We start from the raw sequence: 16,220 nt of genomic DNA, 5'->3' as shown, positions 1-16,220 counted from the left end.
TGGAAAAATCCCACGTCACTGTATAAATGTACAGTTATAGTGTATTCTTGCATTACTTTAGATGTTAGGGTGTCAATATGAAACTTACTGAGAGCCATTGTACACGACAGTTAAAATCTGCATTGCTCGTAGAATACCGTTGTGAATGTGGTGAAGGTTTTTATCGTGTATCTCAAGACCACCCGATAACGAGACACAATCAGATACCACACCTTTGTTCTAGCTGTAATCAGTTAGTCTATTTTGCTGCACCGTACCCCTTTGTAAGAATCAACAACGAACACGACTTTGTACACTGGCAAACGCTGCGAGGTGCGAACTTGAAAGGTAAATAAGGCGGCCGCGTTGCTGCCTGTAGTTCTACGTGAATTCATAGCTTAAGCAATTGATACTCTCCGCTAATGATGGAACGTGTTCAACACCTCTATCTATGTAACGTTGTTTTGTTCCTGTATGGCTGTGACCCATTAACCATTCAATGTGAAGCTCTGAAACACCACCAGAAGCCAAACCAGAAGCAAAGTTATGTCTAAAGCTGTAAAAGCTTAGTGGTAGGCCTTTGCTATCTTCTTTAGACATACTGAGAGATTGCATCAAACGATTAAAACGTTGTGTGATGCTTTGAGAGGTGTATATTTCACCACCTGCTTTAATATAGTCGACCACACCGAACTCTTTTAGCTTAGAGTGAATAGGGATGTAACGCTCAGCATTGACGGTTTTAGTTCCTCTTACATGTATGTAATCAACACCTTGCTCAGTCTTAATATCTTCTGGTTGAATGTTAGAGATTTCACTATTCCTCATCCCACTATACATTTGAAGAAGGATCGCTACTTTGAAACCATCTAAATCATTAGTCGTTGCAAAGGTTTGAAAGTCATTCAACTGAGCTTTTGTAAATGAACCACGTTCACCACCTCCAACAAAGTCATTAAAGCGCATATCTTTCACTGGATTGTTATCTATCACAGCCAAACGCCAAAAGTGGTCAAAAAACAAATTAACAGCCGTTTTAATCCTACCTAGTGTTTTACCTACACGTTCACCTTCTGGAACATCACCTTGTTCTGCTGCTTCTATGCGCTCCTCAAGGGTCATCGACTTCCAAGGGTTGTGTTTGGTTAAAGGGAACTGACTATACAACCTGAAAGCTCTATCAATATCCTTACCGTTGATGTCGCCGATTGGTTTATCCTTCAACAAGTGCAGAATTAAACCTGATAGATAGTTAATCTTTTCATCTGAGGCTTTCTTACTAACAGGCTTGTTTTTATTAATGTACAAGTTGCTCGATTTATCATGAATATATTGATCTAAGGCTTCTTTGAAAGTCGGTGTGGTTGGGGAATCTACTAACTCAGTTTGTGACGCTGTACCAATCTCAAAACTTTGTTTTAAAGCAGCTAGGTTGTTGTGAGCCGTAACTAGGTCATCATTGGCTAGAGCGTTAGCAATCGATTTTTTATATGTGTCGAGTAGTCCTAACTCTTGGGTAGGCTGTTCATAATGTTCTTCTAAACCACAATCGTTTTCATCTGCTTGAGGTAAATTCGAAGGTCGGCGAAGCTTATCAACCTGTGATTCTCTAAAAGTAGGCACATGTTTGTAATGCTGGCTTAGATCTTCGCTTGCCATTCCTTCTGCATCTTCTACCTGCATATTGTGTAAGGTCGCGCCTATAGTCTGCTTGTAGTGAGCTTTGATAGCTGCCTTACCTTGAATTGAACGGGGATATAGAACGGCTGTAACAGCATCTAACGCAATCTCTATCTGGTCATCAACAATAGCTTTCAGTAGCTCTACAGACATTTTCCCAATTCTCCTTGTTTCGATTAATACATTTTCTACCATCTCTTGAGCAATCGGTAGTATATCGGTTTTAAGTGACTTCCTAAAAATTTTCCCTTCGCAACGGATAGAAATGTAAAAAAATCTTCCTCTTTTTATTAGGTAATTTGAACCATTCGTGTATGACCAGACGTATGACATGTGTATATCATCCAGATAATCATGCTAACCTACCGGAAAGCACGTGTTTTACTTATCTGAGAACCCCGAATTGTGGATAGCTTTACCGCTTGCAACATTTGTTACGTTGGCACTTGTAGTGATGAGTTTGTTGAAAAGATTGTTAACGCCAGTAAACACTTAATCGCAGCGAGTGTTATCAAGTTTGGAACACTCCATGACACTTTTATTTTAGTTATCCACAAAAACAGTGGATAACTTTTGGGATAACTAAATGGGGTAAAAAGTGGGGTGTTTCTGCAGGCTTTGCGCCATGGGTCTTACAGTGAAATTCTTATTCACATAGACACAAAAAAGTGTCTTCTTAACCATGTCGTCAAGTACTTTTTCGCAAATTTTTTCTACTTTAATGCACTTTACAGGCGCTGTTGGATATTTCGCAAACCCATGAACTTTTTGTGATTTTAATCAAGTCCAAACACGAGTAGAATCCACCGTTAGTAAAGAATTTTCCTTATAAAATTTTTAGTGAAGCAATGAAGTCTGAGTTTCCAAGTTATAAAGATAAGCATATCGCTGTTGTTGGTGGCGGTGTAGCAGGTGCAACAGCAGCAATTCATTTTGCGGAGCTGGGTTTTAAAGTTTCCGTAATAGAGAAGGGCGTATCACTAGTAAATGGTCCACCCATTTGTCATTTGCATGCTGGTGGTAATTTATATCGAGAGATTTCCGAGCAACAATGCTTAGACTTGTTAGCACAATCTATTGATACTGTTCGCCTGTATCCGCTTTCACTGAATATTCGTCCGACAATCATCGCGGTTCCTCATTCCGATGGTGGAGACCCATCCACACTAATTCCGCGATTAGAGGTTGTGAAAAGTGCTTATCAAACGCTCGTTGATAAAGATGAGAGTAATAAAGTGCTCGGCGAGCCAAGTGAATACTACAAACTGTATTCAAAAGCGGAGCTAGAAGCTCTCGCGCAACGTACTCAACCAAGTCATCCTACAAACTTCGATGAGTGGTGCATTCCTTTTGCTCAACATGCTGATCTTGAAGCGCTAAAGTATCCTGTTGTCGCAGTTCAAGAATATGGTTGGAGTGTTTTTCGCCTCGCCGCAATTGCCAACTTAACACTAGATACGCTTCCTAATGCTTCGGTCTTCACACAAGCAAGGTTTAAGCAAGCCGATTGGATGGGGGAACACTGGCAACTTGGCTATGAACGTGAAGGTATCGATTACCTGATGACATGCGACTACTTGGTTAACGCGTGTGGCTTTGAAACAGGCTCAATTGACAACACAGTTGGTGCCAAGCGTGACAGGTTGGTGGAGTTTAAAGCCGCTTACGTTACGAGGTGGGCAGACTGTGAACAACAATGGCCAGAAGTTATTTTTCATGGCCCGCGTGGAACCGATAAAGGAATGGCTCAATTGACGCCTTATGGCGATGGTTACTTTCAACTTCATGGTATGACAAAAGGAATCACGCTGTTTGAAGATGGTTTAGTAGAGAGCACGAACTCATCTGCTCAACCTGAACTGCCTATGCCTTTACTCTCGAAGATCCGTAACGGCTGGAGAGAAGAAGTGTTAGAAGAGCGAACGAACAACGCCATCAAACACATGGCACAGTTCATTCCCGACTATCACTCTGCTGTAAAAGGAGGAAAAGCATTATTTGGCGCTCAGCAAATTCCCGGAACAGATCCAGTACTCAGAGCGGCAGATGTGACTTTTGAAGATAACCACTACGCGAGAATAGAGGTGGTAAAAGCGTCATCGACACTACTCGCAGCGCAAAAAATGCTTCAATTCTGGTTTGACATCGATCCTAACCAAAATGTGGAAACACAGCATCCGGTCGCTGTAAAGTTGTCTGAACAAGAGGTCGAGCAGTACGCGATTAAACTCACTCAAGAGCGAGGCTATCCACAAGCTTTAGCAGTGCGTTATGGTATGCCTACATAATCGGCTGTGTTTGGGCTCAGTGGTTGTATTAGTACCCAAAAAACTGAGCCCATTGGCACCATACTTCTTGCAAGCCTAGCCTATCTCCTTTCACAAAATTGACTTTTTGTCCGGGCTTCGCCTGTGCCAGTCTAGGTAAGTCAATACGGGCTACGCAGCCAAATTTAGGATACCCGCCAATAGTCTGGTGATCGTTGAGCAGCACAATAGGGTTACCATCGCTAGGTACTTGAATTGAACCTAATGCAATTCCCTCTGATAGGACGCCTTCGTAAGGTGGACGAATGTTATTGCCCTCAAGACGGTAGCCCATGCGATTCGAATTGGGGGAGATGATGAATGCTTTGTTGTAAAATACTTGGCGAGCGTCTTCATCAAAGTCCTCGTTCTGATAGCCTTCAATCACTCTCAGCTTAATGGGTAAGTTGTAATCTGGCTTAAAGCGAAACGTCATTTGCCTTGGTTTACGTTTCGGTAAGTTATGAGGGACAAAGGGAAGAATATCGCCAGCTTTCAAAGCGCCACCATTTGAATCATAACCACCTAGAGATTCTCGCAAGACGGTCGATGCGCTTCCTAAGTGCTGAGCAACATTGAATCCACCTTTAACCGCTAGGTAGGAGCGAAGCCCATTCCTTGCGACTCCGAACTGAAGCTTCTGTCCTTTTTTCAACGTAAAGTCAGACCAATTTGAAATAGGTTCACCATCTATTTTTGCATTTAAATCACCGCCACATATAGCAAGGTGGCAGTTATGCAAGGCAATAAAACAAGCGTTACCCAAAGTAATTTCAATCGCAACGCAATTGACTACGTTACCAAGCAAATGGTTGGCCCAACTGTAAGCATAGTCGTCGACCGGGCCACCTTGAGTCACACCGACATGCGCCAAGCCAAAACGACCAAAGTCTTGAACTAAAGAGAGCGGTCCTGGCTTTTCCACCAGTAATCCACCGTAACTCATAGTACGCCTCCTAAATCGATAAACTCTTGTTTTGAAATAGCATTAAAGGTGACCTTGTCACCCACTTCAAACGGTATAAAAGGAGGAGAGTCGGAGAAGAGCGCAAGCGGGCTTTTACCAATAATGTTCCATCCGCCAGGACTATCTGATGGATAGACGGCCGTTTTAGAGTCTGCGATTCCGACACTTCCGGCCGGCACGTGAGTTCTTGGTGTGGCAAGCCTTGCCATGTGCAATTGAGTATCAACGTCAGAGAGAAATGCAAAGCCTGGAGCAAAGCCAATTGCAGAAACCGCGTACTCGGTTTTCGTATGCAGGGTAATAAGATCGTCTAATGACAGACCTCGCTTTTTAAAACGAGATAGATCTAACGCGGTTTCTTCAGAGTAATATACAGGGATAGTAATGTGATTCGGCTGGGAAAGCTTAAGTGATTGAGTATCAAACTGGCTCACGATTTGTTGCAGCTCATTGACTAAGTTCTTTTCGTTGATTCGAAAAGGTAAGTAATCAATGAGAATAGTTTGATAGGAGGGGACAACGTTCATAACAATTGAAGCGAAAGTTTCTCTTATGCTGCGAGCAAGCTCTCCGACTGCATTTTCAGAAATACTCTCATCAAACTTAATGAAAATACTGCACTCGGAGATCAAAGAGATATTAAATTTCTCTTTATGCATTAATTTCCTCCAGCGTATAGGCTTTGGCGGATCTTTTGGAGCAGCGCGATCGACTCTTCATTGTCACCATGAACACAAATTGTATCGGCTTCCAATAATATGTAACCGCCTGAAGCGGTTTTGACACGCCCAGAGTCAGCTAAGGTCCGGACTTGCTCAAGTATCGCGTGCTCGCTTTTTAACACGGCATTGGGCTGTGTTCTAGGAGTCAGTAAGCCGTCATCTTGGTATAAACGATCTGCAAATGCTTCAAATAGCAAGGGAACATCATAATCGTCTGCGATTTCTAAGTATTTTTCGTTTTCCTGTGAAGCTAGGATCATTAACGGTACTTTGAACAGTGCTGCCGCCTTTACTACCGCTCTAAATATCGCATCACTTTTCATCATGTCGTTGTATAGAGCACCATGAGGCTTTATGTAACTGATGTCTGTGTATTGCGCCCGGCATAATGCTTGTAAAGCACCAACCTGATATATAACCATGTTCGTAATTTCATCACCCGTCATGCTTATGCTTCGTCTGCCAAAGCCTTGTAGGTCGGCGTAACCTGGGTGTGCGCCAATATCAACATCGTTGTCATTCGCTAGGGTGATGGTGTCGTGCATGACATTAGGGTCGGAGGCATGAAAACCACACGCGATGTTCGCCATATCAACATGGGGCATCACGTCTTCATCTGCGCCCATACTCCAAGAGCCAAAGCTCTCGCCCATATCACAGTTCAATGTAAGTTGCTGTTTATTCAATGTCATACGTTTTATTTCTACACAAGCAATGGGTTTACGATGCAGGAAAATGCATCTAGGTTCAGTGACTCACTTCATTCTTCTATCATGAAAACGAAGCTTTTTGAGCAGATAGCTGACGAAAAAGATCACGTTAGTCCATAAAGATGTTGCCGTTATTTGAGTTGATCCGAATTTTAAGGTATTTCGTTTCTTTTCCATCCAATTTTTGAGAATTTAAGGTTATTTTGCATTAGCATCGTGTTAATCTTGTCGCCCTTCATGGGTGATAGATTGCATAATGGTTCTTCTGTCATTTTTGTGGTTGTCTGCGACAGGAATATATATGTCATTACGAGCGAAGCTTATTTGGCCTCTTCTGGTCTTTTTAACGGCTATCTTTGTTATCTCAAAAGGTCACACCTCGTATACTGTATACCAATCGTCTAAGCATGAACTGGTCGAGCAGACAAGAAAGTTGATTAACAACGTTTCTTTCTCAATTAAAGATGCGCTGACGACAAAGGACAAGCAAAAAGCTCAAACTATTCTCGCCAACTTTTTAAACCAGCCAAATGTAACGCGGGTCAAACTTTATGACCAAGATGACCAACCATTCGCTGTTATGGAGATAAGTGGGGCACTAGCACCCGTTCCCAGTCAAACCGAAAGAAGTAGGTTGCACGCTCTAGGCTATGCCTTATCAACCAAATTTCTTTATGTTCTAGAGCCGATTATCCATGATGGCTATGTCATTGGTAGCATTAGAGTCACGCTTTCTCATCGTCCAATCGTAGAAGCCATGCAATCTTTACTTCAAGATAGCGCTTTACTTCTTCTGTTTCTGATCGCTGGTGGCACTGTTTTTTACATAAGTATCGAGAGGCTTGTTCTCAAGCCCGTGATGGAACTCAACCGCGTAATAGAGAATGTGACACACGGACGAAACACGGAAAATCAAGCTCGCTATTACGCCAAGGATGAAATTGGAGACCTCGCGCGCTCTTTCAATCAAATGATGAATAGGTTAACAGTACGTGAGAAGCAGCGGCAACATTCGCTAGACACACTAGAACAAAAGCGCGCATTTTCAGAAGAGGTTATCGAATCTGTTCAGCATGCATTAGTTATTACCGACAATTCCGGACGTGTTATTCATTGTAATACGGCGACCCAGCAAATATTTCAAAAAAAATTAGATGAACTTAAATATGCCAATATTCGTGATCTAATTAAAACCAAAACACCGAATGAGCTGAGTCAGATCCTGAGTCGAGGCCTAGAGTGCGATGATATTCACCTCAAAAATGCAGATAACGAACAGCAGTTGAGCCTAACCAGTCGTCGCCTCTCGACACATGAATACTTACTGTTTTCGATTCAAGATATCACCGAAATTGAAGAAGCCATAAACCGGCAACGTGTTGCGGGGCGTGTTTTTGAAAGCAGCCAAGATGGTCTCATTGTTCTTAATCATCGCGGTGTCATTACGATGGCAAACCCTGCCGTCACTAAGTTAGTCGGCTTAGAGGTGGATCAGCTTATTGGGAAATCATTCATCCAAACGCTAAAGTGGCGCAAGTTACAGGAAATGATGCCTAGTATCATCGAGTCGATAGAAAATTATGGCGTTTGGCAAGGTGAAGTTATCGAGAAGAACCATATTGGTCAGTTTGTACCGATGTTTGCTCGAGTCAATCGTATCGTTAAGTGTGAAGACTATGGTTTCTATGATCTGGTTATTGTTCTTACCGACCTTTCCGGCGCAAAAGAGATGGAACGATTGGAGCATTTAGCTCATCACGATGCTTTAACGGGGTTAGCCAATCGATCTAAGTTCCATTTAGAGTTGGAACAACTAGTACAACGCTCTGGATACTTGCGTGACGAATTTGCAGTTTTGTACCTCGATCTGGATGGATTTAAAGAAGTTAACGATACCTACGGTCATGATGCAGGTGATGAAGTTTTGAAAAAAGTTTCCGAGCGTCTAACATCTGCGACGAGACATAGTGATTTAATCGCAAGACTTTCTGGTGATGAATTTGTCATGTTGGTAAATCCCGCCAATCAAAAAGTGGTCACCCGAATAGCAGAACAGTTGCTCGAGAGCATATGTGCTCCAATTGAGTACAAAGGTCACTTACTCAAAGTTGGCGTTAGTATCGGCGTAAAATTAGTCGGCGTAAATGAGCGCGATGCTACTCGAGTTTTAAAAAGTGCGGATACGGCAATGTATCAAGCAAAGAAAGCCGGAAAAGGCCAAGCAATATTAATGGGATGCGAATTACAAGAGACAGTTTAAATCGTAACGTCAAAGCTTTAAACTAACTCAATTCGCGTCAGAAGGAATAATAAAATGAAAGTACTCGTTACGGGTGGTATGGGCTATATCGGTAGTCATACGTGTATTCAAATGATCGAAGCTGGCATGACGCCAGTGATTCTAGACAACCTGTACAACAGTAAATCTACGGTATTAGATCGAATTGAAAAGGTATGTGGTGTAAAGCCAACCTTCATTAAAGCCGATATCAGAGATAAATTGGCGATGGTAGAAGCACTAAAGTCGCACAATATTGAAGCTGTTATCCATTTTGCAGGTTTAAAGGCCGTCGGTGAGTCTGTAGCAAAACCTTTAGAGTATTACGACAACAACGTTAATGGCACTTTAGTATTGGTTGATGCAATGCGTGAAGCCGGAGTTAAATCGTTGGTATTTAGTTCATCAGCGACTGTATATGGTGATCCTGCATCTGTACCCATCACAGAGGACTTTCCAACTAGCGCAACTAACCCATATGGGCGCAGCAAATTAATGGTAGAAGAGTGTTTAACCGACTTCCAAAATGCGAACCCTGACTGGAGCATTACACTTCTTCGTTACTTTAACCCGGTAGGTTCACATCCAACAGGCGAGCTAGGTGAAGATCCTCAAGGTATTCCAAACAACTTAATGCCGTTTGTTTCTCAAGTTGCGGTAGGGCGCAGAGAGTTCCTTTCTGTGTTTGGTAGTGATTATCCGACCAAAGATGGCACAGGCGTACGTGATTATATTCATGTAATGGACTTATCTGATGGTCACGTTGCTGCATTAGAAAAAGTAGGTAGCAAAGCTGGCCTTCATATCTATAACCTCGGTACTGGTAACGGCTACAGTGTACTGGACATGGTGAAAGCATTTGAAGCCGCAAGTGGTAAAGATGTCCCATACCAACTTGTTGAGCGTCGTCCAGGTGATATTGCAGAGTGTTGGGCGGATCCATCAAAAGCGATGAATGAGTTAGGTTGGAAAGCAACTCGCACTCTAGAAGAAATGACTGGCGATACATGGCGCTGGCAGTCTACTAACCCTCAAGGTTATCCAGATGCCTAATCTTTAATTTACATAATAGTAACAAAAAGGCGCGTGATTGCGTCTTTTTTGATCCAAATCGGAAAAAATCGTAAATTACTGGTTAAAAGGTAGCAAGTATATATAGAGCTGTTAAACTATGCCCGACTCTTAATTTGGGTTATAAATTTTCTCATAGCTATTGGGGTAGTTCATGGAACTCGGTCTGATCATCACTTTCATCATTGCAGCAGCAGTAATGGTGAAAAAAGAGATGGCAAAACAGTAAACTTTCATTTTTCATACTTTTCTTTACATTTTTGAAATGAAAGCCATAAAAAAAGCCAGCATTACGCTGGCTTTTGTGTTTTTAAGGTTTAGAACTCGTATTTAACACTAATGTTATAATTACGCTCAGCTTGCGTTTTGTCTCGACTTAACTCAGTCTTACCGCGAACATCGTTCCAAAGATGGTATTCTTCATTCGTTAGATTCATAACACCAGCACGAATGGTTATATCTTTCATTGGTTTGTAGTACGCCGTTAAGTCAACGACTGTCGCAGACGGCAAAGCAACTTGGTCTTTGATTCCGCCTTTATCACCATCAGAGTTGATATCACTGTTCGATTTCTTAGCCGTGTAGTTTACTTTTAGGCTTGTCCCCCAAAGTGCATTTGGTGAATCGTAATTTACAGCAGCTACGGCATTCCATGGGTTTACACTGTTCAAAGGATTACCATCACCATCTTCACCTTCTGTGTATGCTGCAACAAAGCGAGTTGTCATGCCTGATGGAAGACCAGCAATGGCATGCCAATCAAGACGGTTAGAGAGCTCAACCCCTTTAATGTTTGCTTCACTAATATTGATATTTGTGAATTCAGTTAAGCCACCATTGTTTGATGACGTTTGCTCAATAAAGTCACTGTAATCACTGTAGTAGAACGCTACTTCAGTTGCCGACGCTGCAGTGTTATGACGGTAACCAAGCTCATAAGACAAACTCTTTTCAGATCCCAAATTTGGGTTAGGGCGGTTGGTATAGCCATGAGCCGGATTATCGTAGGTGTAGTAAAGCTCGTCGAACGATGGCGCTCGGAACCCTTGGCTCACTTGCGCGAATATCGTGCCTGGTTGCGATATAGAGTAAGTTGCTCCTAAACGACCAGTTAATGCAGAGTCGCTAAACTTCTCGAATGACTCTTCAGAAGTATTTGAAGGATTAGTAGAGAAGTAATCGTAACGCACACCTGGAGTCAGAATTAGCTTGTCATTAAGAAGCGAAATTTCATCTTGCAAGAATAAACCAAAGCTTTCTTCTTTTGCATCCGGTGTGTAAACGTAAACAGTATCTGGCGTGCCAGGATCGGAATTAAACTCGCGATTGGTATTACTGATGTCACTATGTTTGTACGATATTCCGTAAACAATATAGTGATTTTGAATCTCTTTATCTAACTGAGTTTCGAATTCAAATTTGTCTTCAGTATATTCGTAATCTTTTTTCTGTTGGTTGTCACCACTAGGCGGTACGTAAGGTGGGTAACCAGGGCTAGCTTCGATAAAGCGATTAGAGACGCCGTTTTCTTCTTTACCAATCCATGTAAGCTTGGACGTGATCGTATCCGAGATAGCTGCATCTGCAAACCAAATGTGCTTGAGCCCAATGCGATTTTGCTTGGTTGTGTCTTCAGCGTTGAAGTTTTTGTAACTTTTATGTGCGATCTCTGAGTCAGTCTCGTTGTAAATAACTTCTCCCAAAAACTCCAAGCGATGAGCGTCATTCAATTGAGATTGAAGTTTTACCAATAGATCGTTTTTGTAATAATCTTGGTTGTCCACAGAATAGTTATCGTAAGGCGCCTTAGAGAAATTTTGTAGCTCTGCACCATCACGGCGTGTAAAGGCTATAAGTGCTTCTGTATTACCGAAACGCTTTGCTAAAGCTACATGCTCACTAAAAGAGTTATCTTCCGATGAATAAGAGAGTTTAGCTTGACCACCAAAGTCTTTACCATCTTTGAGGAAATCCTTCGGATCTTTTGTTTCGAATGCGACAACACCGCCAATTGCATCACTACCATGTAGGCTAGAAGCTGCTCCTTTAACAATTTCGACACTCTTTAGCATATCGGGGTCGACAGTAACGGCACTAGAATTGATAAACGAATATGGTCCACCGCTGAATACACCTGGTTGAGATGCACCGTCTACTAAGATTTTAACTCGTTTACCTTCCATCCCGCGAATGTTAATACTTTGGACGCCTTGGCGTTGAGTGCCATTAACAGTAACACCTGGCGTATACTCGAATAGATCATTCAAGTCCTTTACCATGTTTTCTTCGATGTCTTTCTCTGATACAACAGCAACAGAAGCAGCAACAGTGTTTATGGTTTGGTTGGTACGGGTGGCCGACACAACGACTTCTTCAAACTTAGAAGCTTCTTCCGCATAAGCTGTATGGGAAAGGGCAACTAAAATGGAGGCTGACAAAATTGATTTTTTATACATTGGCTTCAATACCTTAGATCCATAATAGGTAACAACACGCGGATATTAATGGATCTAAATGGTAATTACTATCATTACCATTGTCATTTATTGATTTGTATTGAATCTTCTTCTTAGGCTATGAGCATTCCTAGTCTTTAGTTATCAATATGTTATATTATTTGTCGTTAGTTCTTGATAAGTTCATCCAAATACAACGAATGTGATGAATGTCACATTAAGAGAGGCCGTGTGCAGAGTCCAATTACGTTAGAAGCACTCCATATTCTAGATGCTATTGATCGAAGAGGGAGTTTTGCTGCTGCTGCGAATGAGTTAGACAGAGCCCCGTCATCGCTGAGCTATCAAATCCAGAAACTCGAGCAAGACTTAGACATTATTATCTTCGATCGCTCTGGTCACAAAGCCCATTTTACTGAAGCAGGTAAGCTTATTCTTGAAAGAGGAAGAGCCATTTTACAAGCCAGTGAAAAGTTAGTGAACGATGCAACGTTATTGGCGAATGGCTGGGAACTGGATATTACCATTGCCTTCGATGGCATTATTCCTATATCCAACTTTTTCCCGATGGTTGATGCGCTGGCCGAGGTCAGCTCAACTCGAGTCAGGCTGCAAGAGGAGATTCTGGCTGGTAGCTGGGAGTCGTTGAATACGGGGAGAGCTGATTTACTGATTTGCCCATCACTGGATACGCTTCCTCAAGAAGTTAAGTCAGAAAAAATTGGTAAAATGAGTATGTATTGGGTAGCTTCCGCTGATCACTATGTTCACAAGCGTAGTGGTAAGTTTGATGAAGCAGCGCGAGAAAAGTATCGGATTATTGCTATTGCAGATACCGCACGTGAGCAACCCGCGCTCTCAATTAATATCATTCAAAAACAGCCTCGCTTGACCGTCACCAACTTTACGGCAAAAGTAGAAGCGCTCACTGCAGGTTTAGGCATTGGTACATTACCAAGCCAAATTGCGCAACCTCTTATTGATAGTGGTGTATTGAAACGAATCGAAGGCACTGAAGAACAGCCGATGGATATTATTTTGGCATGGCGCCGGAACACTATGGGTGAAGCAAAATCCTGGTGTATTCAGTACCTAAAAAAGAATTGGAAACTAAAGTAACAACGTAACTTTTACTTCTTAAATTCCCATTGATTATCGAATGTAAGAAGTAAAAGTCATCGCTAATGCTGAGCTTTTCAATTTAAAGGGAGCACCATATCTGCCGTACCGTCTGCAAACTGGACATCGATCTCAAACCCCAAGTTCTGAGCCAACATCAACATTCCTCTATTTGTTGGCATGGTCATTCCAGACATTTGCTTTGTGCCTTTAACTTTGCAATAGCTGATTATTTTCTGCATCAGCACTTTGCCTAAACCTTTTCCTTTCAAATCTGAACGAACCAAAATAGCAAACTCAGCGTCACTATTGTCTGGTGTAATCAATGCGCGGGCTACCCCTATGATAGACGGTCCGTCAGTATTAAACGCTACCGCAACAAACGCCATTTCGCGGTCGTAGTCGATTTGAGTAAAGTTTGCCAAAGCCTCATGGTTGAACTCTCCAACTTCAGAAAAGAAACGTTTATAGAGATCTTCTTTCGATACGCTATTAATGAATTGAGCATGCAGCGGTTCATCCTCAGGCAAGATAGGGCGAAGCAGGATAGGTTGGCCATCTCGAAGCGTTACAGTTTCGACAAACTCTGCCGGGAAAGGGCGAATCGCTAGCCGTTTTTGGGCGTCTCCTTCGTATTTACACAGTGTGACATCTGCATCAAGGATAGTTAAATCGCTTCCGGATACCAGCACTGGATGGATATCCAGCCTTTGTATTTCTGGTAACTCAACTGCCATTTGGGAGATACGAACCAAGAACTTCGACAACTCAGTAATATCGAGCGCATCTTTGTGTTTCTGCAGGCGAATCTTTCCAGACTTTAGGGCAACAACGACAAGGTAGCGCGCAAGCGTCATGTTCAAAGGAGGAAGTGCAGCGACGGCATCTTGGGCGATATTCCACTCAGAGCCGCCTTGACCAAGCAAGATCACTGGTCCAAAGACTTTATCTACTGCAATACTAATCCGTAGCTCTTCAGCGCTGCCGAGCTTTGCCATCCCTTGTACCAACAGCCCATGTACATTGGCGGAAGGGTAGCTGAGCTTTACGGTATCTAAAATGGATAGCGCTGCGTTGGAAACTTCTCGACTGTTTCTTAAATTTAGAGCGACACCGTGAACATCCGATTTATGAGGAATGTCTGGAGAACGCAATTTAACCGCAACAGGATATCCAATATTTTCTGCCATATGAACGGCTTCAATGTCGTCAGATGCAATCCACGTAGGCAAAACGTTAAACCCGAACAGCTTAAATAATGGGCTGGTTTGATGCGTATCCAAGGTGACTGTGTTTTTATCCAGTAGTCGTTCGTTTACCCATTCTTTTGCTGAACTCACACTTCCAGAATGTAATGGCTCTGCCGTCGTTGGCGTTTCCATTAGTTGTTTCTGGTTTCGTCTGTATTCGACCAAGTGCATGTATGCTACAACCGCACTTTCAGGTGTTCTATAGGTTGGAATGCCTGCTTGAGTAAAGGCCAGTCGCGCTTCTCTCGACGTTTGTTCTCCTGACCAGTTGGTCAAGATATTAAAATGCTTATGCCGAGGGTGAGATTTGATTGCATTAATAACGGCTTGAGCAGTTTCAAGAGGATCAGAAACAGCAGAAGGACTATGCATAATCAATATCGCATCTGCACAGTCGTTATTCATCAGTGCGTTAATGGTATCAATATAGCGTTTTTGGGTTGCGTCACCAGACAGATCAATTGGATTTCGAGCACGCCAGTTGGATGGAAGTACTGCTTGTAATTGCTCAATGGAAGCGTCATCAAGCGTTGCGAGTTGGCCACCACGTTCAATCAAAGTATCAACGGACATAACAGCAGGGCCGCCGCCATTGGTGATGATCGCTAAACGCTCTCCACGAAGTGGCACAGAATGCGTGAGTGTTTCTACCGCGGCAAAAAGCTCATGCGTATTGCTGACTCGTAACATACCAGTTCTGCGAATAGCAGAATCGTAAATTACGTCAAGTGTATCTCCGTCTTGCTGCTCAAAAGTATTCATCTCTTTAGAGCGGCCCGCTTTTAGCACCAATATACGTCGGTTACGTGAAGCGGCGCGCGCAGCAGACATAAATCGGCGAGCGTCTTGGATATTATCAACATAAAGCAGAATAGCTTCAGTGTTTCCATCCATACTCAAATAGTCGAGCAAATCTGCAAAATCGATATCTTGTCCGCGCCCAATCGAAATGAACGAAGAAAAACCAATGTTCTTATCATTTGCCCAGTCTAAAACCGTGGTACAAACCGCCGCGGATTGTGAGATGAAAGCAATTTTTCCGGGTTTAGCTGCAACAGGGGAAAACGTGCAGTTAAAATTGTGCCAAGGAAGGATGATACCTAAGCTGTTTGGGCCTAAGACTCGAATGTTCAATGATGAGATATCTAAAGGATTAGGGTCATCAGAGATAACAATCGCAAACGGTGTGCCTCTCTCATCTAGCTCTTTAAGCAATTGCTCGTTACGTGAAACGTTCGTACACAAAATTGCAATATCTGGCGTATAGGGCAGGGAAGCTACATCAGGGTAAGCGATCACGCCAGATACGGCTTTATATCGCGGCGTTACTGGCATAATCGCGCCACCAAATCCACTTTGTAGAAGGTTGCGCATCACAACATGTCCTGCTCGCAATGCTTTTTGAGATGCCCCAATAACGGCCACAGAGTTGGGTTTAAAGAGTTTATGTAGTTTATTCATGCTGACTCCTGGCCGTTTGTAAGTCACGTTGGCTTCTCGGTTTCATATCAATCATAAACGAATAATTTACTGATAAAACATCTTCAGACCAGACATTGCAGAAAATGTGTACGATGCTTATGGAGTTTGTGTTATTCATCACATCAAAATCACAGATTATTGTATTTGATGCTTGATAAACGGCCCTGCTATCGGCATGATTTATCGTAATATTTATCCAG

General features: G+C 42.6%; 10 protein-coding genes. 4 read left to right on the top strand and 6 right to left on the bottom strand.

Annotated elements, in window-relative coordinates; all coding sequences use genetic code 11:
• Positions 1-360: 360 nt before the first annotated feature.
• On the bottom strand, positions 361-1,992 hold the full coding sequence (locus R7H07_RS00480) for a tyrosine-type recombinase/integrase (RefSeq protein ID WP_206958858.1): 1,632 nt from the start codon (positions 1,990-1,992) through the stop codon (positions 361-363).
• Between the two features lie 515 nt (positions 1,993-2,507).
• On the opposite strand from R7H07_RS00480, the gene R7H07_RS00475 reads away from it, so the two are divergent.
• On the top strand, positions 2,508-3,947 hold the full coding sequence (locus R7H07_RS00475) for an FAD-dependent oxidoreductase (protein WP_206958859.1): 1,440 nt from the start codon (positions 2,508-2,510) through the stop codon (positions 3,945-3,947).
• A 28-nt stretch (positions 3,948-3,975) separates the two neighbouring features.
• Here the strand turns inward: R7H07_RS00475 and R7H07_RS00470 are convergent, their stop codons facing one another.
• From R7H07_RS00470 to R7H07_RS00460, 3 genes are read right to left on the bottom strand one after another with little or no spacing between them, the layout of a single operon-like run.
• The gene (locus R7H07_RS00470; RefSeq protein WP_064354777.1) at positions 3,976-4,911 is read right to left on the bottom strand and encodes a biotin-dependent carboxyltransferase family protein; all 936 of its coding nucleotides are present in this window, start codon (positions 4,909-4,911) and stop codon (positions 3,976-3,978) included.
• Complete coding sequence (locus R7H07_RS00465; protein ID WP_064354778.1) at positions 4,908-5,591, bottom strand: 5-oxoprolinase subunit B family protein; 684 nt, start codon at positions 5,589-5,591, stop codon at positions 4,908-4,910. Before R7H07_RS00465 ends, R7H07_RS00470 begins: the two co-directional genes overlap by 4 nt.
• On the bottom strand, positions 5,591-6,346 hold the full coding sequence (locus R7H07_RS00460) for a 5-oxoprolinase subunit PxpA (protein WP_064354779.1): 756 nt from the start codon (positions 6,344-6,346) through the stop codon (positions 5,591-5,593). Before R7H07_RS00460 ends, R7H07_RS00465 begins: the two co-directional genes overlap by 1 nt.
• Before the next feature lie 319 nt (positions 6,347-6,665).
• On the opposite strand from R7H07_RS00460, the gene R7H07_RS00455 reads away from it, so the two are divergent.
• Both R7H07_RS00455 and galE read left to right on the top strand, forming a co-directional pair.
• Positions 6,666-8,624: a diguanylate cyclase domain-containing protein gene (locus R7H07_RS00455; RefSeq protein ID WP_206958860.1), complete on the top strand. Its 1,959-nt coding sequence runs from the start codon at positions 6,666-6,668 to the stop codon at positions 8,622-8,624.
• A gap of 54 nt (positions 8,625-8,678) precedes the next feature.
• Positions 8,679-9,695, top strand: a complete 1,017-nt coding sequence (gene galE, locus R7H07_RS00450; protein WP_005376309.1) for a UDP-glucose 4-epimerase GalE — start codon at positions 8,679-8,681, stop codon at positions 9,693-9,695.
• A 335-nt stretch (positions 9,696-10,030) separates the two neighbouring features.
• On the opposite strand, the gene R7H07_RS00445 is transcribed toward galE, so the two are convergent.
• On the bottom strand, positions 10,031-12,169 hold the full coding sequence (locus tag R7H07_RS00445; RefSeq protein ID WP_065275286.1) for a TonB-dependent hemoglobin/transferrin/lactoferrin family receptor: 2,139 nt from the start codon (positions 12,167-12,169) through the stop codon (positions 10,031-10,033).
• Between the two features lie 231 nt (positions 12,170-12,400).
• Here R7H07_RS00445 and R7H07_RS00440 point away from each other — a divergent pair, with 231 nt between their 5' ends.
• On the top strand, positions 12,401-13,288 hold the full coding sequence (locus R7H07_RS00440; RefSeq protein ID WP_017634152.1) for a LysR family transcriptional regulator: 888 nt from the start codon (positions 12,401-12,403) through the stop codon (positions 13,286-13,288).
• Between the two features lie 77 nt (positions 13,289-13,365).
• Here R7H07_RS00440 and R7H07_RS00435 read toward each other — a convergent pair whose 3' ends face one another.
• Positions 13,366-15,999 carry a bifunctional acetate--CoA ligase family protein/GNAT family N-acetyltransferase gene (locus R7H07_RS00435; RefSeq protein ID WP_206952983.1) on the bottom strand — a complete coding sequence of 878 codons (2,634 nt, stop codon included), beginning with the start codon at positions 15,997-15,999 and terminating at the stop codon, positions 13,366-13,368.
• Positions 16,000-16,220: the final 221 nt, after the last annotated feature.

Origin of the sequence: Vibrio sp. Vb1127 (assembly GCF_033338735.1) — a bacterium.
Taxonomy (GTDB): Bacteria; Pseudomonadota; Gammaproteobacteria; order Enterobacterales; family Vibrionaceae; genus Vibrio; species Vibrio alginolyticus.
Note: the sequence above shows the minus strand (reverse complement) of the source record. Positions and strands in the feature narration are given on the sequence as shown.

What these genes read in the sequence shown, in the direction of transcription:
- R7H07_RS00445 (WP_065275286.1), bottom strand. Translation starts at nt 12,169, where the DNA reads ATGTATAAAAAATCAATTTTGTCAGCCTCCATTTTAGTTGCCCTTTCC.
- R7H07_RS00470 (WP_064354777.1), bottom strand. Translation starts at nt 4,911, where the DNA reads ATGAGTTACGGTGGATTACTGGTGGAAAAGCCAGGACCGCTCTCTTTA.
- R7H07_RS00435 (WP_206952983.1), bottom strand. Translation starts at nt 15,999, where the DNA reads ATGAATAAACTACATAAACTCTTTAAACCCAACTCTGTGGCCGTTATT.
- R7H07_RS00475 (WP_206958859.1), top strand. Translation starts at nt 2,508, where the DNA reads ATGAAGTCTGAGTTTCCAAGTTATAAAGATAAGCATATCGCTGTTGTT.
- galE (WP_005376309.1), top strand. Translation starts at nt 8,679, where the DNA reads ATGAAAGTACTCGTTACGGGTGGTATGGGCTATATCGGTAGTCATACG.
- R7H07_RS00460 (WP_064354779.1), bottom strand. Translation starts at nt 6,346, where the DNA reads ATGACATTGAATAAACAGCAACTTACATTGAACTGTGATATGGGCGAG.
- R7H07_RS00465 (WP_064354778.1), bottom strand. Translation starts at nt 5,591, where the DNA reads ATGCATAAAGAGAAATTTAATATCTCTTTGATCTCCGAGTGCAGTATT.
- R7H07_RS00480 (WP_206958858.1), bottom strand. Translation starts at nt 1,992, where the DNA reads ATGTCATACGTCTGGTCATACACGAATGGTTCAAATTACCTAATAAAA.
- R7H07_RS00455 (WP_206958860.1), top strand. Translation starts at nt 6,666, where the DNA reads ATGTCATTACGAGCGAAGCTTATTTGGCCTCTTCTGGTCTTTTTAACG.